This window comes from Nitratireductor sp. B36 (genome assembly GCF_020833685.1).
Taxonomy (GTDB): Bacteria; Pseudomonadota; Alphaproteobacteria; order Rhizobiales; family Rhizobiaceae; genus Nitratireductor.
In genome coordinates this window covers 985382-1010699 of sequence record NZ_JACKZY010000002.1, presented here as the reverse complement: position 1 = coordinate 1010699, position 25318 = coordinate 985382, and the positions used below count along the sequence as shown (strand labels likewise).

The 25318-nt window shown below is 58.8% G+C and carries 25 protein-coding genes and 1 tRNA gene; 11 read left to right on the top strand and 15 right to left on the bottom strand.

Annotated features, from left to right (window positions below; translation table 11 throughout):
* The first annotated feature begins 138 nt into the window (after positions 1–138).
* Positions 139–1179 carry a zinc-dependent alcohol dehydrogenase family protein gene (locus tag H7H48_RS11355; RefSeq protein WP_229449148.1) on the top strand — a complete coding sequence of 347 codons (1041 nt, stop codon included), beginning with the start codon at positions 139–141 and terminating at the stop codon, positions 1177–1179.
* A 19-nt stretch (positions 1180–1198) separates the two neighbouring features.
* Here the strand turns inward: H7H48_RS11355 and H7H48_RS11350 are convergent, their stop codons facing one another.
* From H7H48_RS11350 to H7H48_RS11335, 4 genes are all read right to left on the bottom strand, one after another.
* Positions 1199–1801 (bottom strand): ABC-type transport auxiliary lipoprotein family protein, encoded by a 603-nt coding sequence (locus tag H7H48_RS11350; protein WP_229449147.1) that lies wholly within the window; start codon positions 1799–1801, stop codon positions 1199–1201.
* Between the two features lie 109 nt (positions 1802–1910).
* Positions 1911–3284 carry an MlaD family protein gene (locus H7H48_RS11345; RefSeq protein WP_229449146.1) on the bottom strand — a complete coding sequence of 458 codons (1374 nt, stop codon included), beginning with the start codon at positions 3282–3284 and terminating at the stop codon, positions 1911–1913.
* Positions 3285–3293: 9 nt separating this feature from the next.
* On the bottom strand, positions 3294–4106 hold the full coding sequence (locus H7H48_RS11340) for an ABC transporter ATP-binding protein (RefSeq protein ID WP_229449145.1): 813 nt from the start codon (positions 4104–4106) through the stop codon (positions 3294–3296).
* An 8-nt stretch (positions 4107–4114) separates the two neighbouring features.
* Positions 4115–5305, bottom strand: coding sequence for an ABC transporter permease (locus H7H48_RS11335; RefSeq protein ID WP_229449144.1), 1191 nt, complete (start codon positions 5303–5305; stop codon positions 4115–4117).
* A gap of 114 nt (positions 5306–5419) precedes the next feature.
* On the opposite strand from H7H48_RS11335, the gene dgcA reads away from it, so the two are divergent.
* Complete coding sequence (gene dgcA, locus H7H48_RS11330) at positions 5420–6403, top strand: N-acetyl-D-Glu racemase DgcA (RefSeq protein WP_229449143.1); 984 nt, start codon at positions 5420–5422, stop codon at positions 6401–6403.
* 24 nt (positions 6404–6427) lie between these two features.
* Here dgcA and H7H48_RS11325 read toward each other — a convergent pair whose 3' ends face one another.
* The gene (locus H7H48_RS11325; RefSeq protein ID WP_229449142.1) at positions 6428–7258 is read right to left on the bottom strand and encodes a UDP-2,3-diacylglucosamine diphosphatase; all 831 of its coding nucleotides are present in this window, start codon (positions 7256–7258) and stop codon (positions 6428–6430) included.
* A gap of 309 nt (positions 7259–7567) precedes the next feature.
* Here H7H48_RS11325 and H7H48_RS11320 point away from each other — a divergent pair, with 309 nt between their 5' ends.
* Both H7H48_RS11320 and H7H48_RS11315 read left to right on the top strand, forming a co-directional pair.
* Positions 7568–9883, top strand: a complete 2316-nt coding sequence (locus tag H7H48_RS11320; RefSeq protein WP_229449141.1) for an NADP-dependent malic enzyme — start codon at positions 7568–7570, stop codon at positions 9881–9883.
* A 167-nt stretch (positions 9884–10050) separates the two neighbouring features.
* The gene (locus H7H48_RS11315) at positions 10051–11151 is read left to right on the top strand and encodes a DUF2865 domain-containing protein (RefSeq protein WP_229449140.1); all 1101 of its coding nucleotides are present in this window, start codon (positions 10051–10053) and stop codon (positions 11149–11151) included.
* On the opposite strand, the gene gltX is transcribed toward H7H48_RS11315, so the two are convergent.
* Both gltX and H7H48_RS11305 read right to left on the bottom strand, forming a co-directional pair.
* The gene (gene gltX / locus H7H48_RS11310) at positions 11069–12442 is read right to left on the bottom strand and encodes a glutamate--tRNA ligase (RefSeq protein WP_229449139.1); all 1374 of its coding nucleotides are present in this window, start codon (positions 12440–12442) and stop codon (positions 11069–11071) included. The two genes, H7H48_RS11315 and gltX, sit on opposite strands and share 83 nt — an antisense overlap.
* Before the next feature lie 46 nt (positions 12443–12488).
* Entirely contained in the window at positions 12489–13706 is a 1218-nt protein-coding gene (locus H7H48_RS11305) for an MFS transporter (protein ID WP_229449138.1), read from the bottom strand.
* 145 nt (positions 13707–13851) lie between these two features.
* Here H7H48_RS11305 and H7H48_RS11300 point away from each other — a divergent pair, with 145 nt between their 5' ends.
* From H7H48_RS11300 to H7H48_RS11290, 3 genes are read left to right on the top strand one after another with little or no spacing between them, the layout of a single operon-like run.
* On the top strand, positions 13852–14166 hold the full coding sequence (locus H7H48_RS11300; protein WP_229449137.1) for a helix-turn-helix transcriptional regulator: 315 nt from the start codon (positions 13852–13854) through the stop codon (positions 14164–14166).
* Positions 14163–14519, top strand: coding sequence for an SRPBCC domain-containing protein (locus H7H48_RS11295; protein ID WP_229449136.1), 357 nt, complete (start codon positions 14163–14165; stop codon positions 14517–14519). Before H7H48_RS11300 ends, H7H48_RS11295 begins: the two co-directional genes overlap by 4 nt.
* A gap of 39 nt (positions 14520–14558) precedes the next feature.
* Positions 14559–15221: an ATP-dependent Clp protease proteolytic subunit gene (locus tag H7H48_RS11290; protein ID WP_229449135.1), complete on the top strand. Its 663-nt coding sequence runs from the start codon at positions 14559–14561 to the stop codon at positions 15219–15221.
* Here the strand turns inward: H7H48_RS11290 and H7H48_RS11285 are convergent.
* The 8 genes from H7H48_RS11285 to rpiA form a co-directional block, all read right to left on the bottom strand.
* Complete coding sequence (locus tag H7H48_RS11285; RefSeq protein WP_229449134.1) at positions 15218–16903, bottom strand: NAD+ synthase; 1686 nt, start codon at positions 16901–16903, stop codon at positions 15218–15220. The genes H7H48_RS11290 and H7H48_RS11285 overlap by 4 nt on opposite strands.
* A gap of 86 nt (positions 16904–16989) precedes the next feature.
* Positions 16990–17583, bottom strand: coding sequence for a hemerythrin domain-containing protein (locus H7H48_RS11280; protein ID WP_229449133.1), 594 nt, complete (start codon positions 17581–17583; stop codon positions 16990–16992).
* Positions 17580–18011: a GFA family protein gene (locus H7H48_RS11275; protein WP_229449132.1), complete on the bottom strand. Its 432-nt coding sequence runs from the start codon at positions 18009–18011 to the stop codon at positions 17580–17582. Before H7H48_RS11275 ends, H7H48_RS11280 begins: the two co-directional genes overlap by 4 nt.
* 99 nt (positions 18012–18110) lie before the next feature.
* On the bottom strand, positions 18111–19487 hold the full coding sequence (locus H7H48_RS11270; RefSeq protein WP_229449131.1) for a class II 3-deoxy-7-phosphoheptulonate synthase: 1377 nt from the start codon (positions 19485–19487) through the stop codon (positions 18111–18113).
* A 132-nt stretch (positions 19488–19619) separates the two neighbouring features.
* On the bottom strand, positions 19620–20222 hold the full coding sequence (locus H7H48_RS11265) for a gamma-glutamylcyclotransferase family protein (protein WP_229449130.1): 603 nt from the start codon (positions 20220–20222) through the stop codon (positions 19620–19622).
* Position 20223: 1 nt separating this feature from the next.
* Positions 20224–21609 (bottom strand): glutathione-disulfide reductase, encoded by a 1386-nt coding sequence (gene gor, locus H7H48_RS11260; RefSeq protein ID WP_229449129.1) that lies wholly within the window; start codon positions 21607–21609, stop codon positions 20224–20226.
* 165 nt (positions 21610–21774) lie between these two features.
* A complete protein-coding gene (locus tag H7H48_RS11255) occupies positions 21775–22320 on the bottom strand; it encodes a DUF2059 domain-containing protein (RefSeq protein WP_229449128.1) in 546 nt (181 codons plus the stop codon).
* 22 nt (positions 22321–22342) lie between these two features.
* Positions 22343–23044 carry a ribose-5-phosphate isomerase RpiA gene (gene rpiA / locus H7H48_RS11250; RefSeq protein WP_229449253.1) on the bottom strand — a complete coding sequence of 234 codons (702 nt, stop codon included), beginning with the start codon at positions 23042–23044 and terminating at the stop codon, positions 22343–22345.
* A 145-nt stretch (positions 23045–23189) separates the two neighbouring features.
* Here rpiA and H7H48_RS11245 point away from each other — a divergent pair, with 145 nt between their 5' ends.
* The 4 genes from H7H48_RS11245 (at position 23190) to H7H48_RS11230 (ending at position 25043) form a co-directional block, all read left to right on the top strand.
* Positions 23190–23873: an HAD family hydrolase gene (locus H7H48_RS11245; protein ID WP_229449127.1), complete on the top strand. Its 684-nt coding sequence runs from the start codon at positions 23190–23192 to the stop codon at positions 23871–23873.
* A 78-nt stretch (positions 23874–23951) separates the two neighbouring features.
* Positions 23952–24026 (top strand) — tRNA-Val (locus tag H7H48_RS11240).
* A gap of 181 nt (positions 24027–24207) precedes the next feature.
* Positions 24208–24411, top strand: coding sequence for a hypothetical protein (locus H7H48_RS11235; RefSeq protein ID WP_229449126.1), 204 nt, complete (start codon positions 24208–24210; stop codon positions 24409–24411).
* A 146-nt stretch (positions 24412–24557) separates the two neighbouring features.
* Positions 24558–25043, top strand: coding sequence for a hypothetical protein (locus tag H7H48_RS11230; protein WP_229449125.1), 486 nt, complete (start codon positions 24558–24560; stop codon positions 25041–25043).
* Positions 25044–25318 lie beyond the last annotated feature (275 nt).

Here is a 25318-nt window from a genome sequence, read left to right as displayed (position 1 = left end):
GTCCGCGCACCCAGCGGCCGGACACTATTTGCGCCAAAGCACAATGCCCGCAGGAACAAGACAATCCCTCTGCCCCTGGCACATCATCAACAGCCCTGGTGATCCAGCCCTCAAGATTTCAGCCTTTGAGAGATCCATATGAAAGCCGTTCTTTTTGAGAGTTTTGCGCAAGCGCCCCAGATCGCTACCCTGCCCGACCCGACACCCACCACCCACGGCGTGGTGATCAGGGTCCAGGCTACCGGAGTTTGTCGCAGCGACTGGCATGGCTGGATGGGGCACGACCCGGACATCCGGCTTCCGCATGTCCCCGGTCACGAATTGGCTGGCACTGTGGAAGCCATCGGCAGGGATGTACAGCGTTGGAAGGTCGGCGATCGGGTCACCGTTCCCTTTGTCGGGGGGTGCGGAACCTGCCCCGAGTGTCATGCCGGCCACCAACAGGTCTGCCACAATCAGTTCCAACCGGGCTTTACCCACTGGGGCTCGTTCGCAGAATTCGTCGCGATCGACCAGGCCGATCTCAATCTTGTGGCACTGCCTGAAACCATGGATTTCGTGACCGCGGCGAGCCTAGGCTGCCGTTTCGCAACGTCGTTTCGAGCGGTTGTGGATCAGGGGAAGGTTTCCGCCGGTCAATGGGTGTCAGTACACGGCTGCGGCGGCGTCGGTCTTTCCGCCATCATGATCGCCGGCGCGCTGGGAGCCAATGTCGTCGCCGTGGATATCGCAGAGGAAAAGCTTGAGCTTGCACGTCAACTCGGCGCCGTGAACACCATCAACGCAACCAGGGTGTCCAGTGTCGCTGAAGCGATCCTCGACCTGACCAATGGTGGTGCGCATGTCTCCATCGACGCATTGGGACACCCCGAAACCTGCTTCAATTCCATTCAGAGCCTGCGTCGCCGGGGCAAGCATGTTCAGGTCGGGCTGATGCTGGCCGGTCACAGCACTCCGCAAGTGCCGATGGCCAGGGTCATCGCGCATGAACTGGAGATTCTTGGCAGTCATGGCATGCAGGCACACCGTTATGACGCGATGCTGACCATGATTCAGGCGGGTAAGCTCGCTCCTGATCGCCTTGTGGGGCGCCAGATAAGCCTTGAAGAGTCAATCAATGCCTTGATGCAGATGGACACATTCCAGTCGGTCGGAGCCACTGTAATCAGTCGCTTCTGAAGCAGCCTCGTCCAAAACTTCAGATGTTCGCCACAGTCCAGTCCACCAGTCCGGCCATGGCCGTGCCGAAGGCACGGTCGAGCGCCGAAGCAAATGCTTGCCCGCCGCTCCCGCCCACGGGCACCGAAGCACTGAAGATGCGGGAAGCCCGCACCACCCCGTTTCGATCATTCAGAATGCGAACGAAGATCTCGACTTCAGCACGATCCTGCCCGTCCACACGGACATTGAAGGCGCGCAAGTCTGCCAGGATCTGGTAATCGATTGCCAGTCCTTCGCCTGGCATACCCACACCACCGAAGCGACCCGAGCGCTGGTAGAGATCAGCCATACGCGTCTGGACAATTCGCGGCAGGCGATCTGCCCACCGCACGCCGCCAAGATACTGAATGGCACCGCTCGACGTTTTCACGACGATGTCCTGCCCGTCGAGCATCTTTATCGCTGTGGGCTCGGTCACCAGAATTTGTTTTCGGCTAACACGACGCCCATCCTGCGATACGGAGGGTGTGGTGAGGTCAAATGCATCGACGGGCGCAGGCCCGCCGCCTGGCAAGGCAGCACAGCCGGACAGAACGCCCCCCAGCGCCAGCAGCGCTATAATCCTCGCCCTCGTCCTCAACAAACGCTCCTCAATCCGAACGCCGGTGAACCCGGCGGGACCAGCCCCTGAAATCGTTAAAAAACCAACGACCTTATCTCATCTGGTTTGGGATGATGCTGCATGAATGTCAACGTCGCACCCGGCCGTCATAACGACGAATCGTGCCCTCTCCGCCGGTTATGATGCGCTGCGGGTTCTGCTCGAAGTCCGTGACAGCGCTTTCAATCCGGTTGATGGAGCGCCGTGCATCGCGAACCAGCGACTCGACTTCTCGCAATCCGCCGCCCGAAAAGCGCTCGAGGTTTCCGGAGATCGCATCGACCCGAACCGTAAGTGTTTCAGCCATCTTGCGAAACGATTTGAGTGTTTCACGCGCATCAGCCATGAGGCCTTCGCCGTCACCGGATTCGAGCATGCCGTCGAGCTTGGCGAGAACCGAATCGAGCCGCACCGACGACTTGTTCAACTGGCTGGCCAGTTCGCTGGCATTGGTGATGAACTGATCGATATCTTCTTTGCGCTTGTCCACAGTTTCGCTGACATCGGCGATGCTTTTGGCTGCCCGGTTCACCGTAGCGCTTGCTTCTTCGAAATTTCCGACGGCAGATTTCACCGTGGCGGGATCCACACTGTCCAGAACACCGTCGAGCTTGGCCAGCGTTTGATTAGCGTTGGTCGAGAACGTACCGATCGAGCGCACCGTTTCTTCGACGCTGGACATGACCGTGTCGATGTTGCGGCTCGCCTTTTCGAGTCGACCGGAAAACTCGTCAAAATTGCTCACCATGGACGAAATCTTGTCGCGATCCACCGACGTGATCAGTTCTTCAGCCGCCTTCAGGGTGCTGTCGAGCTGGCCCGATACGTTGGAGATCGTCTCGGAAAGAGAGCTCACATTCGCGAGAAAGGAATCGATGCCCGACGCATTGCGCTCCAAGGCTTCAGAGAAACGCTGGACGTTTTTGACCGTGTCGGTCAGCGGCTGCCGGGCGTCCTTGGTAAATCCCTCAAGCTGGGACACCACATTGTCGGCGCGCGTCAGCAGGCTCTGCGCGGTCTGAAGAAGATTGGTCACCGCTGAAGGACTCGCCTGGATTTCCGCGACCGTGTCCTGTTCTTCTGCCAGATCGAAGAGATTAGGCTCCGTTGGATCGCCCCCCGTCAGCTCGATATTGGCGGTGCCGGTCAATCCGGCCAAGCCCACATCCGCCTTGGTGGACCGCGTGATCGGTGTCAGGCGGTCGACCTCCGCGTCAGCAATCGCCACGCTGGGGTTCGAAAGGTCCAGATAAACCCGTCGAACATCGCCCACCTTCACGCCATTGAAGAGAACCGCGCTGCCACGCGAGAGACCTGACGCGGAACCGGGAATCCGAAACCGCAGGACTGCCGTCTCTCCCCGGTCACCGATATTTGCGCTCCAATAGACGAAACCGAATGCAGCCAGAATGACCAGCACGGTGAAGAAGCCGACAAGAACGTAGTTGGCTCTGGTTTCCATGATAACCTGCTAACCTCTCGCGGTACGGTCGATTTGCCGTGCACGCTTTCCCCTGAAATAGGCTTTCACCCAAGGATCGTCGCATGCAAGCATGTCCTCGACCGTGCCTTCCACGAGCACACGTTTGCCACCGAGAACGGCAATGCGGTCACACGCCGTCAAGAGACTGTCGAGATCGTGCGTGACCATATAGACGGTCAGACCCATCGTGTCGCGCAGTTTCCCGACCAGCTCATCGAACTCGGCCGCGCCGATCGGGTCAAGGCCGGAAGTCGGCTCATCGAGAAATACGATGTCCGGATCAAGCGCCAGCGCGCGTGCAAGCGCTGCGCGTTTGATCATGCCACCGGAGAGCTCGGAGGGATATTTCGGCGCAGCGTTGCGCGGCAATCCCACGAGTTCGAGTTTCAGATAGGCCAGTTCATCCATCAGCGCGCGCGGCAGATCCAGATATTCACGCATCGGCACCTGTATGTTCTCAAGGACCGTGAGGGCCGAAAACAACGCACCGTGCTGAAACAGCACACCCTGATGCATATCGACTTTCAGCCGCTCTTCATCAGTCGCCGCGTCGAGATCCTGCCCCAACAGGTGAATGGATCCCGACTGCTTTCGCACGAGACCGAGGATGGTACGCAGCAACACGGACTTTCCCGCGCCCGAGGCCCCGACAAAGCCAAGAATTTCACCGCGGTACACATCAAGCGAAAGGCCATCGAGCACCAGCGTGTCACCAAACCCGACTGTTACATCGCGCACGGAGAGAACCACATCGCGCGACTGCGCCACCTGCTCTTCCTGTCGTTCTTGGGTCAGCACCATCCCGCCACCTAAAAGTCGATTGCCGCGTAAAAGATGGCAAACATCCCATCCACAACGATCACCACGAAAATCGCCTTGACCACCGACGCGGTGACGTGGGTTCCCAAAGACTCGGCACTTCCCCCCACTTTCATTCCCTCGATGGAAGCAATGATTCCGACGATCAGAGCCATGAAGGGCGCCTTGATCAAACCGGCAAAGATCGTTGAAAGATCGATGGAATCTCTCAACCGGTCAATAAAGGCCTCCGGCGGGATCCCCGAGTAAAGCCAGGCGATCAGCATCGCGCCACCGAGCGCTGCAAAGTTGGCAACGATGGTGAGACAGGGAACTGCCACCATGAGTGCCACGAGACGTGGAAAGACGAGAACACCGACCGGATTAAGACCGATCACGGTCAGCGCATCCACTTCTTCGCGCATCTTCATCGAGCCGATTTCAGCGGTGATCGCGCTGCCGGAACGGCCAGCGATCATAATCGCGGTCATCAGCACGCCGAGTTCGCGCAGAATGAGAATTCCGACCAGGTCGACAACGAAGATTTCAGCCCCGAAATACCGCAGCTGGAACGCCCCCTGTTGGGCGATGATGGCGCCGACGATGGCCGACATCAGCACGATAATCGGGACTGCACCCACCCCCATCCGGTCAATCTGGTTGACGATGGCGGCAGGATTGATGGCATGCGCGCGGCCAAGTTTCATCTGGGCGCCGCCGATGGTAGCCCCCAGAATATGAGCACCATAGATGATATCGTCCCGCGCCTCGTACATGGCGTGGCCGATACGCTCCAACATGTTGAGAAACAGCGCGTTTTTTTTCGGGGGCTTGCTTTCGCTATCCTGTTCGACCGCATCCCGCACCGCTGGCAAAAGTATCTTGGCCGCCTCGCTTTCCCCGCTGATCACGACCTCGGCACCGCGCCTTTGATGTGCATAGACAAGACGTTCTATAATCCACGCCCCTGCCGTATCGAGGCTTGTCACCCCGGAAAGATCCATCCGGACATGCTGCGGCTCATCCTGCGCTTCCAGCTTACGCATACGCGCGTCGACCCGAGCCACGGTGCGCGTGTTCCACGCGCCTCTAAGGCGGCATGAGAGCACGCCATCTTCGATGCCTGTCTCCAGGTGAGGTTCCTCACTCTGGCCGCTCGGGCGCCCCGCGTCGCTTGCGTCGTCAACGGAATTGGTCAACATGGCACCATCATTAGTTCGGAGCAGGTCCAAAGGGAACCGCTTGCCGGCTCACACAGCCTCCATATAAGGCATGTTCCTCTGATAATTCAGATTTTTGCGAGAAGAAGGGCGGAAATGACACGCGAATTGGCCACAGGCACCGAGAGCTTTCCCATAGCTGGCGTTTTCACGATCTCCAGAGGCTCGCGAACGGAGGCGCGAGTCGTCACCTGCACGGTGAGCGAAAACGGTGTCCGTGGGCAGGGAGAATGTGTGCCCTACCCCCGTTATGGCGAGTCCGAGGAGAGCGTGATCAGCCAGATTGAAGCGATGCGAGAGGACATCGTCAACGGTATCAGCCGCGCTGATCTCGCCAAATCCATGCCGGCCGGAGCGGCGCGCAATGCCGTCGACTGCGCACTGTGGGATCTGGAAGCGAAACTCTCCGGTCGGCGCGTTTCCGTAACTGCGTGCACCATCCCCCCGCGCCCCCTTCAAACCGCCTACACGATTTCTCTCGCTGAGCCTGAGGAAATGGCCGCCCAGGCGCGCGCACATGCAACCCGTCCGCTTTTGAAAGTGAAACTGGGCGGAGAAAACGACGCGGCGCGCATTCATGCGGTGGCAGGCGCGGCCCCCGACAGCCGCCTTATCGTGGATGCGAATGAAGGCTGGACGGAAAAGAATATCCGCGAGAACATTCTGGCGGCGGCGGAATTCCACGTTGCTCTGATTGAACAGCCCCTGCCCGCCGGCAAGGATGAGCTCCTGCGCGAAATCCCGCATCCTGTGCCGATCTGCGCGGACGAAAGCGTGCACACCGCCGAAAGCCTCCCCGACCTTGCGGGGCTTTATGACTTCGTCAACATCAAACTGGACAAGACGGGCGGCCTGACCGCAGCGCTGGAATTGCGAGACCGCGCACGTGAAATGGGCTTCGGCGTGATGGTGGGATGCATGGTCGGGACGTCGCTCGCCATGGCGCCCGCTGTATTGCTTGCCCAGGGCGCCGATTACGTGGATCTGGACGGGCCACTGCTTCTGGCCAAGGATCGCCCTCATGGGCTCTCCTATTCCGGTTCGCTGGTCTCACCGCCCTCACCGCAGCTCTGGGGGTAAATGCCTTCCGGGTATCGAACGTGCTCAGGCGGCTTTGATCCGATTTCTTTGAAATGCAGTCACCACCCCCTTTTCCCGGACCTCGGCGACCGCAGGGTTCGCACCGAGAACCTGTGCCCAGGTGATGATTTCAAAGCGCCCGTCGAAATGCTCGACAAGGGCCGTGCAGCTTTCCACCCAGTCGCCCGTGTTCATGTAGGTGACCCCGCCGATATCCTCCATCGCAGCATGGTGGATATGACCGCAGATAACACCGTCAACTTCGGAACGCTGGGCTTCCTGCGCAAGCACGTCCTGGAAGGAGCTAATGAATTTGACCGCCTTCTTGACCTTGATCTTCGCCCATGAGGAGAAGGACCAGTAAGGTCGTCCCAGCACACGCCGCACGCGCCCGATCACGCGGTTGACGACAATGGCCAGATCGTACGCCTTGTCGCCGAGATAGGCGAGCCAGCGTACGTTGTGCACGACCTGATCAAACTGGTCACCGTGAATGACGAGGAACTTTCGCCCGTCGACCGTCTCATGAACCACCCGGTCAGCCACGACGATTCCACCAAAATGGATCCCTTGAAACGAGCGAAGAAACTCGTCGTGGTTCCCGGCGATATATGTGATCTCGGCACCCTTGCGCGCTTTGCGTAAAAGCTTCTGCACCACGTCGTTATGTGCCGCCGGCCAGTGCCATGATCGCCTGAGGCGCCAACCATCGACGATGTCACCGACCAGATAGATCTTGTCTGCATCGTGATAGCGCAGAAAATCGATCAGAAACTCGGCCTTTGCCGGTTTCGAGCCGAGGTGAACGTCTGAAATGAAGAGTGCGCGAAATCTGCGGTGTTCAGCGCCGGTCATTGTCCCGCCTGAGCCTTGTTAAGTCGCGCATTCTATGGCCCGATTCATGTCACAGACATATGACGACTACCGTTTCAATACGGAAAATCGGCTCCAGCAGACCGCAAAATATCCGGTCGCGGCATGATTCCAGCGCATGAAACTGCTTCGCGACATTCAACGCTGGAAAAAGCCTCTGCGAGCGCCTAAGCACAGGAGATGAATCAGGCCGTGCGAGCGTCGGAGCCTTTTCACAGAATTGCGCGACGCTTGGATGCAATGCCGCAAGCCAAACGGCCACGCCGCCAGAGCCATAATGTGGAGCAGCCAATGTCGTCCGACAACAAGAAGCCGCAGCGATCAGAATTCGACGAAGCTGCGCTCTTCTTTCACCGTCACCCAACCCCCGGCAAGCTGGAAATCCAAGCAACCAAGCCTTTGGGCAACCAGCGCGATCTGGCATTGGCGTATTCACCCGGTGTCGCCGCCCCCTGCATGGCCATCCATGATGATCCGAAGTGCGCTGCCGATTATACGGCCCGTGCAAACCTCGTGGCCGTGGTCTCGAACGGTTCGGCAGTGCTGGGGCTCGGCAATATCGGTCCACTTGCATCCAAGCCGGTGATGGAGGGAAAGGCCGTCCTTTTCAAGAAATTCGCCGGCATCGACGTATTCGACATCGAGATCGATGCGCCTGAAATCGATCGCATGGTGGAAACCGTCGCTGCCCTCGAACCCACCTTCGGCGGCATCAACCTGGAAGATATCAAAGCGCCTGAATGCTTCGAGGTAGAGGAGCAGTTGAAGGCGCGCATGGGCATCCCCGTGTTCCACGACGATCAACATGGCACTGCAATCATCGTCGCCGCCGCCGTTCTGAACGGTCTCGAACTGGCAGGCAAGGACATAGCTTCGGCCAAGATCGTTTCGTCTGGTGCGGGAGCTGCTGCGCTCGCCTGCCTCAATCTGCTTGTTTCGCTCGGCGCAAAAACCGACAACATCTGGCTGACAGACCGGCACGGTGTTGTCTACGAAGGCCGCAAGGAGGAGATGGATCGCTGGAAAGCGCCCTATGTGAAGGACACTAAGGCCCGCAAGCTGGCCGAAGTGATTGGTGGTGCGGATGTTTTCCTCGGGCTTTCGGCAGCCGGTGTTTTGAAGCCGGAAATGTTGGCGAACATGGCCGAAAAGCCGCTGATACTTGCGCTCGCCAATCCCGTGCCCGAAATCATGCCGGACGTGGCGCGCGAAGCACGGCCCGACGCCATGATCTGCACCGGGCGCTCGGATTTCCCAAACCAGGTGAACAACGTTTTGTGCTTCCCCTACATCTTCAGAGGAGCACTCGATGTCGGGGCGACCGCCATCAACGAGGAAATGAAACGTGCCGCTGTGAAGGCAATCGCCGGCCTGGCTCGCGAAGAACCCTCTGATGTCGCGGCGCGTGCCTATTCCGCTGAGACACCGATCTTCGGTCCGGATTTCCTTATCCCTTCACCCTTCGACCCACGTCTCATCCTGCGCATCGCTCCGGCTGTTGCAAAAGCGGCTATGAAGAGCGGCGTTGCCGCACGCCCCATTGAGGACATGGACCAGTACCTTGATCGGCTGAACCGTTTCGTGTTCCGCTCGGGTCTGGTGATGAAACCTGTCTTCTCCGCGGCCAAGGGCGCGGGAACCAAGCGCGTGATCTACGCCGATGGAGAAGATGAGCGCGTGCTGCGCGCTGCCCAGGTTGTGATTGAGGAAGGCATTGCAGAGCCCATCATCATCGGCCGCCCGCACGTGGTGGAAACACGACTGAAGCGTTATGGCCTGCGTATTCGACCTGGCGAGGACTTCGCCATCATCAACCCGGAAGATGACCCGCGCTATCGCGACTATGTGGATCTGCTGGTGCAACTGGCCGGCCGACGCGGTGTGACGCCCGAAGCGGCCAGAACACTGGTTCGCACCAACACAACGGTCATTGCCGCCATCGCCATGATGCGCGATGAAGCCGACGCCATGATTTGCGGCCTCGAAGGGCGCTTTGAAAAGCATCTGCGCTATGTCGACATGATCATCGGCAAACGCGAAGGGGTGTGCGATCTCTCCACCCTTTCCATGTTGATCTCGCAGTTTGGCGTGACATTCTTCACCGACACCTACGTCACGCTATGCCCCACGGCTTCCGAGATCGTGGAAACCACCATTCTGGCAGCCGAAGAAATCCGGCGGTTTGGTATCGAACCCAAGGCGGCGCTGCTGTCGCACTCCAATTTTGGCTCACGCGATTCTGAGAGCTCGATCAAGATGCGCGAAGCCGCATTGACGCTGAAGCGCATCGCGCCGGATCTTGTGTCCGATGGTGAGATGCACGGCGATTCCGCGCTCTCTGAGGTACTGCGCCAGCGCGTCTACCCACAGGCATCGCTCACCGGAGAGGCCAACCTTCTCGTCTTCCCCACCCTCGACGCAGCCAACATCACGCTGACCACATTGAAGATTATGACAGATGCGCTGCATGTCGGCCCAATTCTCCTTGGAACGGCCATGCCTGCACATATTCTGACACCTTCGGTGACCTCACGCGGCGTCGTGAACATGACTGCTCTCGCAGCCGTGGAGGCCCTGCAAAAAAGCAAGGCGGTCATGACCGGCTGACTGCCAGTCGGGTCGGAGAATGAATAGAATGCGAGCCGGTGAAAAACTGTTGTCTCTAACCCTAGCTTAACCTGGTTGCCTTAACTTCGCCGTTCAACCGGCGATGTATACCGAAGTGCGATGCGATCTGCTCGCGCGTCAGCCGGAAAGTGCAGGCGGGGCACAAAATGCGTCTGGTTGGAAAACACCTGTTGCGATTGATTTTGCTGGCTTTTACAGCCATGCCAATCGTTGCAATCACAGTTTTGCCTTCCCAAGCAACATCGCGCATCTGCAAAACACTCGAGGCGCAACTCGCGGCATTGCCGTCGGGCCCATCCAAAAAAAGCCGGAACTACGCTGGCGCCATAGCAAAGCAGCAGCAGCAACTCGGCATCGTGCGGGCGCGCATGAAGCAGGCAAGGTGTGGCTTCGGTATTTTTGGCAACCGGATTCCTGAATGTGCGCAGCTAAGAAAATCTGCCGCAAGCATGGAGAACAACCTCGCGAAACTGCGCCGGCAGCAAGGCCGCATCGGTGGCGGCTCTCAGGCGCAACGCTCGCGAATTCAGGCAAGGCTGAGGGCCAACAATTGCCACGATAAGGGCGCCGCACAAGCGCGCAAGAGCACCAGAGAAACAGCAAAGAAAAGCGCGACGTCAGCGCCCCGCAAGCGGCATCGTCCCAGCACGGTTTTTCAAACCATGTGCGTGCGGACGTGCGACGGGTATTATTTCCCAATCTCCTTTTCCGTATCCAAGGACAAATTTTCCAGGGACGAAAAGACCTGTATGGCGCGGTGTCCAGGAGCGGAGGTGGCGCTCTATGCACATGACGTTTTGAACGAGGAGGCCGAAGACATGGTTTCGACGGTGGATGGCACCCCGTATCGTGAGCTTCCAAAAGCGTTCAGCTACCGTCGCACAGGCGTATCCCGCGAAACCTGCAGTTGCCGAAAGGACAGACGTTTCACCATCTTGGCAGGGGAAAAAGCAGTAGACGCGCGAGCTTTCTCAGACGAGGAGACCACGAACGCGCCGGAGCCCCAATTGATCGCAAACGAAAAGACCTCCGACACGACCCCAAGCTTTTATGTGGCAGTGCCTCCGAAACAGGAAGTCGAACAAAGTGAAATCCCGGAACCGGTACTGAACAAGACCGTCCCTCCAGCCCGCTCATTCGACGATGAAGCAGCCCAGCGACGTGTCAGGATAGTCGGGCCAGCGTTTCTTCCCGACCCAAAAGAGGCAATAGACCTGCGAGCTCCGGACCCTGCTCCCGCCCCGTGAGGGCGATACGCAACGGCATGAAGAGGCTGCGCCCCTTACGGCCGGTTTCCGCTTTGACGGCCCCAGTCCAGGCGCGCCAGGTATCCGCGTCCCACGGCTCCTCAGGCAAATGTTTTGCGGCAGCCCGAACGAAATCACGGTCCTCTGTCGATAGATCCGCATCCTTGGCCGGGCGTTTCTTTACGATCCGCCACCAGTCTTCTGCTTCGGAAACTGTTTCTAGATTGCCGCGCACGGCGATCCAGAATGCCTCGGCATCGTCCCCGGCGATGCCCAACAGCGACAGGCGATCCGCGACCTCGCCGAATGGCAACGTCTGAATGAGGTGTCGGCTGAGGCCCGATAGTTCGGCGGGGTCGAATTTCGCCGCCGACCGGGACGTTGACGTCGGCTCGAAAAGCGTGGCCAGCTCTTCCATTGAGGAGGCCGCGGTCACGTTCTCTGAGGTGCCGATTAGCACGGCAAGCGAAGCGACCGCCATGGGTTCTATTCCGGCATCGCGCAGGCTGGCGACGGAAAGGGAACCTGTACGTTTTGACAGTCCCTCACCCGAAACGGTTGTCAACAGATTGTGGTGTCCAAAAGCCGGCGGTTCCGCTGAAAGCGCCCTAAACAACGCAATCTGCGCGCCCGTGTTTGTCACATGGTCGTCGCCGCGGATGATATGCGTGACGCCAAGATCAATATCATCGACCACCGAGGGCAGCGTGTAGAGATAAGTGCCATCGGCGCGGATCAGAACCGGATCCGACATGGAAGCGAGATCCACCGTCTGGGGACCACGCACCACGTCGTCCCACTGGACTTCCGTGCGTTCGGTCGTAAAGGGATCACCCTGATAATTGGGCAGGAGAAAGCGCCAGTGGGGCTTGCGGCCCTCAGCCTCCAGCGCGGCCCTTTCCTCATCCGTCAGCTTCAACGCCTCGCGGCCGTAAACGGGTGGCAGACGGCGTGACAGGCGGATCTTGCGCCGACGCTCCAGTTCCTCCGGCGTCTCGTAGCAAGGATAGAGAAGCCCTGCGGCCTTGAGCTTTTCCACCGCCGCGTCGTAGAGGCTGAACCTCTGCGACTGCGCGACGGTCAAATCCGGTTTGATGCCGAGCCATTCAAGATCGCGGGAGATGCCATCGGCATACTCCTTGCGCGAGCGCTCAACATCCGTGTCGTCGAAACGCAGAATGAAGCGCCCGCCCTTTTTCTTTGCGTAGAGCCAGTTGAAGAGCGCGGTGCGCGTGTTGCCGATATGGATATGGCCGGTCGGAGACGGCGCGAAACGAACGGTGACTGTCATGGGTGCGGGCCTATCCAAAAGCGCTGCAATTGGCAAGGAGAACCGGCTATGCAGCTAGCTGACGGGCAGCGAGGCCACGGGATACAAACAGAAGCATCACGCAGGCTGCAAGACAATAAATCCCCATTATCCCGATTTGAAACGGATAGCTGACGCCGCGATCAATCAGGAATCCGGTAATGCCCGGACCCATGGCTGTTGCAAAGACCATGATGGCGACGGTGAGCGCACGGATGGAGCCCAGATGCCTGATGCCGTAGACCTCCGGCCACAACGCTCCAAAAAGAGTGGATGAGAAACCATAGGAAACGCCCATCAGGCCCATAAAAACAAACGCGCTCCACTGGGCATTGCTGGCCGCGAGTATGAGACAGGCCGAGCCGAGAGGGATCAAGAAACCGGGAAGAAGTGAAACCGCTGAAAACCGATCGATCAACTGTCCGGAAATCAGCGCGAATACAACCGTCATCGAGGCCATGAAGGTGAAGGAAGAGGCAAACACCTCCAGCGACCAGCCACGCAATTCCACCAGATAGATTTGATGAAAGAAGATCGTGGTGCCGATAAAGCCCGGCGCCATCACACCGAGCAGAAGCAGGTAGAACACGGGATCGCGCAGGACCTCGCTGCGCGTCCAGTCACGGGCGGTGCTGCGGCGTTCCGTTGGATCGCTGGCGCGCGGCGCCCGCTCAACGGCGATCAAGCCGGAAATGACCGGCAAGGCAAACAGCAGAAGCAGGGCGGCGGCGATGAACCAGCTGTTGCGCCAGCCGACGAGAGCAGCTACCGCAACGAAGGCCAGTGGCAGAATTGCCTCGCCCACATTGTGGCCGAGGGTCGCCACAGACACCGCGCGCCCGCGCTGCGCAGAAAACCAGCGCCCCATCGCCGTCAGTGAATTGTGCGTCATCATCCCCTGCCCGAACAGGCGCAGCATGTAAATCGTCACCACCAGTACGAGCAACGAATGCGATAGCGCCATGGAGATGCAGGCCAGCGCCAGCAGAGGAATGATGATGAAGGTGACCTTGCGCGCCGAATAGCGGTCCACGATCTGTCCCAGCCGTGGAAGGGTGAATGCACTGGCCAGTGTGGCCACCATGTAGAGCGTGCCGAACGTGCCGTGGGAAAGGCCATATTCCGCGCGGATCTCACCTGCAGAAAGCGAAATGAAGAATGTCTGCCCGAAAGATGAAAACAACGTGAGAAGAAATCCGCCCGCAAGCCAGCGCGCGTTCTCGCGAAGAAAATTCAGATAAGACATGAAAAGCTCTGATGTTTGGCCGAATGGCCGTGGACTCCCCGCGGACGCGGTTTGGTGCATCCTAGCCCGCCAACACGATTGCGCAATGGGCCAGTCCCGACAAGGCCCCTTGCAAAACGCATAAGAATCGACTTATGTTTTTGGCATGACAGAAGCGGAAATCTTCAAAGCACTTGCCGATCCGACGCGCCGGCAGATCCTGGAACGGTTGAGCAGCGGCGAGCGCAACGCGACGGAATTGCGCGAAGGGTTGGCCATATCCCAGCCGGCAGTGTCGCAGCATCTCGCTGTGTTGCGTGCGGCAGGACTGATTGAAGAGCAAAAACTGGGCCGGCAGATGCGCTACCGCATCAGGGCCGGTGGAATGGAGCCTGCGGTGAGCTGGCTGACACGATATCGCGCCTTCTGGCCAGAAAGGGTCGAGAAGCTCCAAACACTGCTCAGGGAGATGGACCAATGAGCGAAGCCAAAGACGAAAAAGAACATGAAACCATTGTCTTGGAATATCTTCTGGAATCGTCTCCCGAGAAGGTCTGGCGTGCGCTCACCATTGCCGAGCTGGCTGAAAGCTGGCTTGGTAAACCGGACGGAAGCACAGGCATGCCGGAATACGAAATGCTCGACACGGTACCGTTTTCCAGAGTGCGCTACACCTTGCACGACATCGAGACGGACACACCGCAGACCCTCGTGACTTTTGAGATCGGCGCAGCGCCTGGCGGCAAGACCTGGTTCCGACTGACGCACAGCCCGCGCGCCCTACCCCGCATGGCTGCGAACGGCAATTGGAGGCCCACGGCGCTCGCTGCCTAAGGCCCATACCAAACGACATTGATGACAAGGAGATCGCGCATGCGCGACACGATGGCGCTCGTCCCCATGGTTGTGGAGCAATCACCCCGAGGTGAACGCTCCTTCGACATCTATTCGAGGCTCCTGCGGGAGCGGATCATCTTTCTGAACGGCGAGGTGAATGACGATTCGGCGGCGCTCATCTGCGCGCAGCTTCTCTATCTGGAATCGGAGAACCCGGAACGGGAAATCTCCTTCTACATCAACTCGCCGGGCGGCGTCGTCTCGAGCGGGTTTGCCATCTATGACACGATGAATTTCATCAACAGCCCCGTGGCGACCGTCTGCATGGGGACGGCCGGTTCCATGGGATCGTTTCTGCTGATGGCGGGCGCGCCTGGCCGGCGTGCGGCCCTTGCCAATGCCAGCATCGTCCTACACCAGCCTTCCGGCGGATTTCGTGGCCAGGCATCCGACGTGCAGCGCCACGCAGAAGATATTTTGAAGCTGAAGCGCAGGCTGATCCGGCTCTATGCAGAACATTGCGGGCGCGCGGAAGAGGAGGTGGAGCGAACGCTCGACCGAGACTTCTTTATGACAGCGCAGGAAGCCTGTGCCTGGGGCTTGGTCGACCGGGTCTATTCAACCCGAAAGGACCTGGAGGCCCGGACGGGAAAACAGCAAGAAAAAATCAAAGAAAATCCTGAAAAAACAGAAACTTAGGATCGATCCCTGAATCTGTTCGTGATCGGGTAACGACGGTCCCGCCCGAAATTCTTCTTGGTAATCTTCACACCGGGTGCAGCCTGCCGACGCTTGTATTCGGCAATGTAGAGGAGATGCTCGACCCTATGGACCGTTTCGCGATCGTGCCCGCGCGCGACGATCGCGTCGACACTCATTTCCCCTTCGACGAGACATTCCAGAATATCGTCGAGCACTGGATAGGGCGGCAGGGAATCCTGATCCGTCTGATCCGGACGCAGCTCGGCAGACGGCGCCTTGTCGATGATGTTTTGCGGAATGACCTCTCCCGAAGGCCCCAGCGCGCCAGGCGGAACGGTCGTGTTGCGCCAGGCCGACAGGGCATAGACCTGCATCTTGTACACATCCTTGATAGGATTGAAGCCGCCATTCATATCGCCGTAGAGCGTGGCGTAACCGACGGACATTTCCGACTTGTTGCCCGTGGTGACAACCATGGAGCCGAACTTGTTCGAGACAGCCATGAGGATGGTGCCGCGGGTGCGGCTTTGCAGGTTTTCCTCCGTCACCCCTTCCTTGGTGCCTTCAAAAAGCTGGCCGAGAGCGTTCGAGAACCCTTCGACCGGTTCGAAGATCGGAACGATGTCGTAACGGCAACCCAGCGCCCGCGCGCAGTCTTCCGCATCCTTGAGCGAATCCTTGGAGGTGTAGTGGTATGGCATCATGATGCAGCGAACCCGCTCCTCCCCCAAAGCATCCACTGCCAGCGCAGCACAGATGGCAGAATCGATGCCGCCCGATAGGCCAAGAACCACATTCTTGAAGCCGTTCTTGTTCACATAGTCGCGCAGGCCCAGCATGCAGGCACGATAATCGGCTTCTTCCTTCTCCGGGATCTTCGACATGGGACCGTCATCGCAGCGCCACCCCTCTCCCTCGCGCTTCCAGGTCGATATCGAGACGACTTCCTCGAACTGGCTCATTTGAAAGGCAAGGGATTTGTCGGCCTGGATGGCAAAGGATGCGCCGTCGAAGACAAGTTCATCCTGCCCGCCGAGCTGATTGGCATACAGGATCGGCAGACCGCTCTCTATCACCTGGCGAATGACCACCTGATGGCGCACTTCGACCTTGCCGCGATAATAAGGCGAGCCGTTCGGCACCAGAAGCATCTCGGCCCCCGATTCGGCCAGCGTCTCGCAAACGCCGAGTTCCCCCCAAATGTCCTCGCAGACGGGGATGCCGATGCGAACACCACGGAAGTTGACAGGCCCCGGCATATGCGGTCCCGGCTGGAAAACACGCTTCTCGTCGAATTCTCCGTAATTGGGAAGATCAAGCTTGAAGCGTTCGGCGATCACCTCACCACCATCGAGGACCATCACCGCATTGTGCAGCCCGCTCTCACGTTTGAGCGGCACCCCGATGATGACACCCGGCCCCTCATCCTTGGTGTCTTCGGCAAGCTCGCGGACAGCCCTCTCGCACGCGTCGACGAAGGCCGGTTTGAGGACCAGATCTTCCGGCGGATAACCGGCGATGAACAGCTCCGTGAACAGAACGAGATCGGCACCATGGCGCGCGGCCTCTGCCCTGGCCTCGCGCGCTTTTGCCAGATTTCCCGTGACATCCCCCACAACCGGATTGAGCTGAGCGGTGGCGATGCGCAGAATGTCGGAAGGGGCAGATTGGGGTACCATGACGTTCCTGTTCGATATGTCTGAGGAAGCGAAGTGCCTTAAGCGTGTAGCCTTTGCACCCCCCGCTGGCAACACTGCCGCACTGGTCAGACACCCACGCCAAGCCCCTCCTCGCTGCGGTCCAGAATGAGCGGGATGATCAGATCTTCCTCATCGTCCAGGTGCCGAAGAAGCATGCCAAGCAGCGCCTCATTCTCGCGTGCATAGGCATCCGCAGCGAAGCGCTCGCGCGCATTGTTAGTCTGCAGCGCCTGCAGGAAGGCTGTACCCGCCTGTGCATTGCGCTCCAAGGCGTCATGGATCACATGATGATCACTGTGGAGCAGATCAAATCCGCGCTTCATGCGCGGCTCGGCTTTCGCGAAAACCGGGAAATAGTGCATATCCTCTATCTGATGATGCCCGTGGAGTTGCTGCAGGAAGAAACGCAGGCGCGGCGCAAACCAGCCAGCAAAATCGCGCGGTGCAAGCCTCTCTTCCCGGTAGTCGACCATTCCCGTCTTCAGCATGTCCCCCAACTCGCGGAACATGTCGTGTCGCTGCAGCCAGAACCGGGCCATTTCACCGAGATTGGGATGCCCATGCCAGACCTCGCGCGGATATTTCTCCACGAGATAAAGCAGGTCTGCCGGGAGGCCGACACGTGTCTCGAGTTTGAGGGCGTCCGAAATGTCAGTCATTCCTGCTCACGTTCCTCCGCGACAATGACACCAGGGCTGCCGCGCTGATACTGAGGCAACCCATCCGCGATATCATAGAAATCGCCCTTGTCCGCCACGAAAATATGGCTTTCGGCGGTGAGCCCGGACGGCAGGTCGAACGCACCGGCCAGTATTGAGATCTTATCCGCGCCAAGCCGTCTCCAGAACAAGGCTGAGCCGCATGTCTTGCAAAATCCACGTCGCGCAAAATCGGACGCCGCATACCAGGTGAGTTGATCCTCGCCTTCGAGCATCACGTTCGAGACGTCGACATCCGTCGCCGCATAGTAAAGCCCCGTCTGCTTGCGGCACTGCGAACAATGGCAATAGACCACACCACGCAATGAGCCCTTGGTGCGAAAACGGACCGCACCGCACAGGCACGATCCGCTGCATTCGTTTGTCATGGTTCTCTCCCAACGCGACCAAGTCGTATGGAGACCATGTTTATCAGTGGCACGCCCCAAGCGACATCAACTATCGCTGAAGCTATGGCTCAATCCGTTTCAGCCGTTGGCGACCTTGCCTGCCGGCAATGACTCTCGGTCTTTCTTCAAGAGCTCCGCCACCAGGAAAGACAGTTCCAGCGCCTGATCGGCATTGAGACGCGGGTCACAATGCGTGTGGTATCGATCCTGCAGTTCCTCGTCGCGGATGGCGCGCGCGCCGCCCGTGCACTCGGTAACGTTTTTGCCGGTCATCTCCACATGCAAGCCGCCCGGGTGCGAGCCCTCGGCGCGGTGCACCTCGAAGAAGGTCTGGACCTCCTTGAGAATGCGGTCGAAGGGTCGCGTCTTGTAGCCGGCGGCAGTGACGGTGTTGCCGTGCATAGGATCGCAGGACCACACGACCTTGCGGCCTTCCTTTTCCACCGCCCGAATGAGCTTCGGCAGATGGTCTGCGACCTTGTCCGCGCCGAAACGTGCGATCAGGGTCAGGCGGCCGGGCTCATTTTCCGGGTTGAGAATATCAATCAGTTCGAGCAGGCCGTCCGGCGATAGCGAGGGACCGCATTTCAGCCCAAGCGGATTCTTGATGCCACGGCAGTATTCCACATGAGCATGATCGGGCTGGCGCGTGCGATCACCGATCCAGATCATGTGACCGGATGTGGCGTACCAGTCGCCGGAGGTGGAATCGACGCGCGTCAATGCCTCCTCATACCCAAGAAGCAGGCCCTCATGGCTGGTGTAGAAATCCGTCTCGCGCAGTGCATGGGTGCTTTCACCCGTGATGCCAATGGCACGCATGAAGTCGACCGCCTCGGAAATGCGATTGGCGAGTTCCTGATAGCGCTCGGCCTGCGGGCTGTCGGACAGAAAGCCCAGCATCCACTTGTGAACGTTCTCCAGATTGGCAAACCCGCCCTGGGCAAAAGCGCGCAGAAGATTGAGTGTCGCGGCTGACTGCCGATAGACCATCTCCTGACGCGCAGGGTCGGGAATGCGCGAGGCTTCGTCGAATTCGATGCCGTTGATGATGTCACCGCGGTAGCTCGGCAGCACCACATCGCCCTTGGTCTCGTTGTCGGAGGAACGCGGCTTGGCAAACTGGCCCGCAATGCGCCCCACCTTCACAACGGGCTGCGATCCCGCATAGGTCAGGACAACGGCCATCTGCAGGAAGGCACGGAAGAAATCGCGGATGTTGTCAGCGCCGTGCTCGGCAAAGCTTTCGGCGCAATCGCCCCCCTGAAGCAGGAATCCGTTGCCTTCGGCGACAGCAGCGAGCTGCTTCTTCAGCTTGCGCGCCTCGCCTGCAAAAACGAGCGGCGGATACGTGGCCATGCGCGCCTCGACCTCGGCCAGGGCCTCAGCGTCCGGATAGGCCGGAACCTGCTGGATTGGCTTGTTTCTCCACGAATTCGGCGACCACTTCGTCATCTTGCTTACTCGACAGTTGCTACAGGATCATGCCCTCTATCCGCTGAAATCTCCAAGACGGATACTGGAAGGCCGCTTCTTAACCAAAGGAAGCGCCTGATACTAGCCCGCAATTGTGGCATGAAGGGAACACTAACGCACGAAAGATGCAAAATCAGGAGTTATCTGCATTAAAAGTGCATCGAAAAAAGCCTGCTCCTCGGCCTCAAGCGTCACGGCGCGCGGATAAGTTGGCCTCTTGCGATCCGCAAGGATAGCAGCATCAAAGCCGTCGGTCTCATGAATGAAACGCTCGACCCCGGCACGGCCATGTTCACGCAGGAAGCCCTGAAGCACTGCATCGAGATAGGACTGGATGATCTCCAGACGCCCCTTCCCTTCGCAAACCGATGCTTCATATACATAAAGCGGGAAATCCGACGGCACCCCTCCGGTCAGCTCAAGATCGTCCGGCGCAATCAAGACGCGCTTGTAACGCTCTTCACGAATATCGACTGCGGCAAGGTTCTCAGCCCGATCCAGGACCAGCAGGCCGTCGATGACGGCCCCCGCTTCACGGCGCACGCTCAGAAGGGCTCGGTTGCTTGCCTCATCGCGACGCACCCAGTGGCGCCGCCAGCCCTTCAGGCGAGCAGGCAGCGCATCCACAATCTCGGTGCGATGGGTATCGCGGTTGACGAGCGACCCATAGCCAAAATACCCGACAAGAGCACCCGATGTCGCGCCCTCCCCCATATCAGTCGACCCGCTGCCCTTTTTCGACACGGTAGGTCGGTTGATACATCGTGACCAGTTCTTCGGCCGCCGATGGGTGCACTGCCATGGTTCGATCAAAATCGTCTTTGGTGAGCCGCGCCTTGAGGGCGATACCCAACACCTGCGCCATCTCGCCGGCATCCGGCCCAAGAACGTGCGCACCGAGCACCCGCCGGCTGTCGCCATCCACAACCAGCTTCATCAGCATTTTCTCCTGACGGCCGGAAAGCGTGTGCCGCATGGGGCGGAAGCTCGCACGATAGACTTCCAGTCGGTCGAAACGTTGCGCTGCCTCGTCCTCGGAAAGCCCGACCGTACCAATCTCCGGCTGGGAAAACACGGCGGTGGCGATCGTGTCATGGTCGACCTCGGTCGGATTGCCCTTATACTCGGTCTCGATGAAGCACATCGCCTCATGGATCGCGACCGGTGTCAGCTGTACCCGATTGGTGACATCGCCCAGCGCCCAGATATTGTCGACATTGGTGCGTGAATACGCATCAACGATGATCTCACCGGTCTTGCCCGTTTCAACGCCGGCCGCCTCAAGTCCCAGCCCTTCAGTATTGGGAATTCGGCCAATGGCAAGCATCACCTGGCCCGCCCGCAGCACTTCACCCGATTTCAGGCGAACATCCAATTCACCATCGGCGCGCTTTTCGACCTGGGTAAGGACATCCTGGCAGATGATGCGGATCCCCTTGGCTTCCATGGTAGCATGAAGCTCACGCCGCAAATCGAGATCAAAGCGCGACAGGATTTCCTTACCGCGATAGACCAGCGTCGTGTCGACACCCAGGCCGTGGAAAATGTTTGCAAACTCGACAGCGATATAACCACCACCTTCAATCACAATGCTCGAAGGCAGTTCAGGAAGATCAAATGCCTCATTGGAAGAGATACAGAGCTCCTGACCGGGCAATGCGACATGTGGATTGGGGCGACCGCCAACGGCGATGATGATCTTGTCAGCAGTTACGCGCTTTCCTCCGACATCGAGCGTGTGCCGATCCACCAGCATTGCACGCGCCTCGAAAATGTCGGCGCCGGCATTCTCAAGTCCCTTGCGATAGAGACCTTCGAGCCGAGTGATCTCCTGGTCCTTGTTGGCGACGAGCGTTTTCCAGTCAAACGTGGGTTTGGGCACCGACCAGCCATACCCGGCTGCATCCTCGAAATGCTCAGGAAACTGAGAGGCATAGACATAGAGCTTTTTGGGTACGCAGCCGCGAATGACACAGGTGCCGCCAAAGCGGTATTCTTCAGCAATCGCAACGCGCTTCCCCAGCCCCGCGGCCACGCGTGCGGCGCGCACACCGCCCGAACCGCCGCCAATCACAAATAGATCGTAGTCGAAATCGCTCATCGTCTATTTCTCGCCCCTTGAATAACTAGAATAACCGGCGTTCACCGGGCTGGCGCCGTTTGGCACCCCTGCGACCGCCTCATTGCAGAACTCACTTAGAAACGCCCATAGAAGAATAAAAGCCCGGCACGAAGACCGGGCTCTAACTGTTTCGTGATCGAAAGCTTATTGAGCCTTCGTTCCCTCTTCAGAAGCCTCTCCGTTTCCCGTCGCCTTGGTCGCGGCCTGTATCTGCTGGCCCACCATCTGAGCGAGATCGCGGGCAATGCCACGCCGCCAGATTTCACCGGCCTTCAGCACCTCGCGGGTCACGATCGGGCCATCCTCTATCAGCTTGATCCCGGTCGGTGACGAGTAGAACTGCGCGATTTCGGTAAGCTCCTGCTCCGAGAAGACACGGGCATAAGCCTGTGCCGCCTCGCGCTCCAGATCGACCCGACGGCTCGCCAGTTCAATGGCCTTCTCGTCGACCGTGGCATTGATCAATGCAACCATGTCCGGGTTTTTGCGAATGAGCTCTGATTTCAGAGCCGCTGCCGCCTGGGGCAAAACGCCATCAAAATCATCAGTGGCGTTGATCGCATCAATCGCGGAGCGTGCCGCTGCAAGATGCGAAGCGGAAATCTCCTGCGCGCCGGCAGGGGTGAAAGCGAACGTCATCGCCAAGGCTGCAGAAGCTGCAACAAGGCGGATGCGGGTTGCCAGGTTCATATGTTTCTCACTCCATTCTTGTTCATGCGGCCCGGAGGGTTCGCACCTCGCCATCACCAGCCACGAAAGCGGTGTCCGCAAGGTCGAGGAACAGGCCGTGTTCTACAACACCCGGTATGGCGTTCAAAGCGCTTGCCAATGCTCTTGGATCGGGAATGCGGCCAAAAGATGCATCAACGATGAGATGCCCGCCATCGGTAACAAACGATGATCCGTCCCTTTCCCGAACTTCCAGGCTTCCTTCGAGTCCGAGCGCACGCGCGGCTTCACCGATGGCCCGAACCGTAGCGCCTCGCCCAAAGGCATTGACCTCAATCGGCAATGGAAAACGACCGAGCGTTTCAACGATTTTCGACTTGTCGGCAATGACGATCATCCGTTTGGAGGCCGCCGCGACGATCTTTTCGCGCAGCAGCGCGCCTCCGCCCCCCTTGATCAAACCAAGCTGCGGGCCGATTTCATCGGCACCGTCCACAGTCAGGTCCAGTTCGGGTGTTTCTTCGAGTGTGGTGAGCGCTACACCCAGTTCGCTGCACAGCGTGGCCGTGCGTTCCGAAGTAGGCACACCAATCACGGTCAGGCCACCAGCCACCCGTTGAGCCAACAGGCGGACAAACTCCTCTGCGGTGGACCCTGTTCCGATGCCCAGTCGCATCCCGTCTTCAACGTGATCAAGCGCGGCCCGAGCAGCCTCGATCTTCAATTCCCGCATATCCGCCGACATCTTGCCCCCGGTCATATCTCAGCGGTTCCTAACCCGTTTTATCGCTCCCCGCAATGCAGGCCAGAGCGCATGGGCGGCGACAGGGCCAAACTTGCTTCACCCAGCCGTGCACTGTATCCCAGTGAAACTCAACGAAGGGAACATCATGTCAGCGCCAATCATTGTCTTCGATCTCGACGGAACACTCGTCGACACGGCACCAGACCTGCTCGACAGCCTGAATCACTGCCTCGAGACTGTCGACATGGAACCGGTGAGGCAGGAAGACATCAACCGCATTGTCGGTTTTGGCAGTCGTGTGATGATCGAGCGGGCCTTCGCCCTTCGTAAAAGGCATCTGGCCCGAGACCAGCTGGACGCGCTGCAGGCCATTTTCCTGGAGCATTATACCGCCAACGTTCCCGGTCATTCCCGCCCCTTTCCCGGCGCGGTCGAGACGATCGAACGTTTTCTGGCGGCGGGATACACAGCAGCAGTCTGCACCAACAAACTCGAAGGGATGTCTCTTTCGCTTCTTGAAGCGCTTGGTCTTGTCGGACATTTCCACGCGATATGTGGCGGCGACACCTTCCCCATGCGCAAACCCGACCCCGGTCATCTTTTGCGGACCATCGCCATGGCAGGCGCTGATCCTCAACGGGCGGTGATGGTTGGCGATTCGCGGACGGATATCGACACAGCGAAGGCTGCCGGCATTCCCGTTATCGCGGTTGATTTTGGTTATACCGATCAGCATGTAAGCACATTTGAACCCTCACGTGTGATCTCAGGTTTTGACGAGCTCACAGTCGAAATGGTGGAAAATCTGATCGCTGCGACGGCGTCCTGACCACAGGACTGAAAGCCCGCTTGACACCCACCCACGCCGCCCCTTATATCGCGGCTCGCTTGGCGACACGTCGTCAGCGGGCGCGTAGCTCAGCGGGAGAGCACACCCTTCACACGGGTGGGGTCGCAGGTTCAATCCCTGCCGCGCCCACCATCCCATATTCCTCATCTTCCTGTCTGTCCGCCTTGAAGGCCGACTCGGACCGCCATGCGGCCTGGAAAATTCAGTACAATTTTAGTCATATCCGATTGTTTTTACTTACTTCTCTTTCATCAGAATCATTGATCTCTCATTAGGCAAGACACGGAGATCAACCCGATGAAGGAGACGGGAGATGAAACCCCGCTACGAGATAGTCCTGGACCCTTCAGAACTCTGGACCGTTTGGGACAATCTGCGTAACGAGCCGGCAATGATCGGCATGACGATCGTAGCCGGCATCAGCAAATCCGAGGCAGAAGACGCCTGCTATGTTCTCAACGAGGTTGAGAAACGTCGCCTCGCGCGTGAGGAACGCAAGAAAGTCGCCAACACCTAACGGCGAAACTTGCTCTTACGCGGCCTCCTCTGTCAGTGGCCCATCCAGGCCATGCATGTTCTTGAGCAGCAATTCTGCTCTCCGGACTTTTCAAGACCTGCGGATCATCCTAAGCGAGGAGTGTCTCAATATCGGAGTGATCCTGCATGAACCGCACAGCGTCCGCCTTCCTTGTCGTTGCAGTCTTGACGGGGTTGCTCGTCGCCCTCGGGTTCGCACTGCAGAGCAAGGGATACGGGTTTGGCAGCCTCGGCAACGAGAGGCTTGATGGGCTCGCCAGCGCATCAAGCTTCATGCCACTGGCGGCTCTCTACGCCCTTGCAGCCATGTTGGTCACCATACTGCCAATCCGGGCCGCAGCAGTGGTGCACACAAGCGGCACAACCCCGCTCTATCTGGCAGCCATCGTGCTGTTTGCAACGATTGTCGGTGTGCAAGGTGCAAGGCTGGCGTTCGGCAATATGCAAGCGCTGCAGGCTCTCCTCGACTGGCACTTCCTTTTCGCCGTGGGGATCGTGGCGGCTCATCTGTCACTCGACACGCTACGGCGCAATGTGCTTTTGCGCACTTTGGCCTTCATAGGATTCGGCTTGGCTACGCTCGTCTGTCTTTACTGGACTTTTCGCTTCTGAGCAGCTTCGCCGAATCAAGGCGTTCCCGGTCGGCTCGCCTTGCAGGTACAAAGCTGTGGAAAGCGGCATATTCCCGCCATGCTTTCTCCGATTCACCCAAACCTGGCTACCCCACCTCTACCCATTTTGACGTGGTGGGTGGACCTATGGTCAGGCTCTGATGAGCCCCAATCGACCGAATTTGCAGGTTTTTTGTTGGCGGTCCCGGCACGACAATTCCTCCCGTCGGATAAGCCCGCCCCTGCCGTGAAGACTGTTCATGGGTCGCAACGATG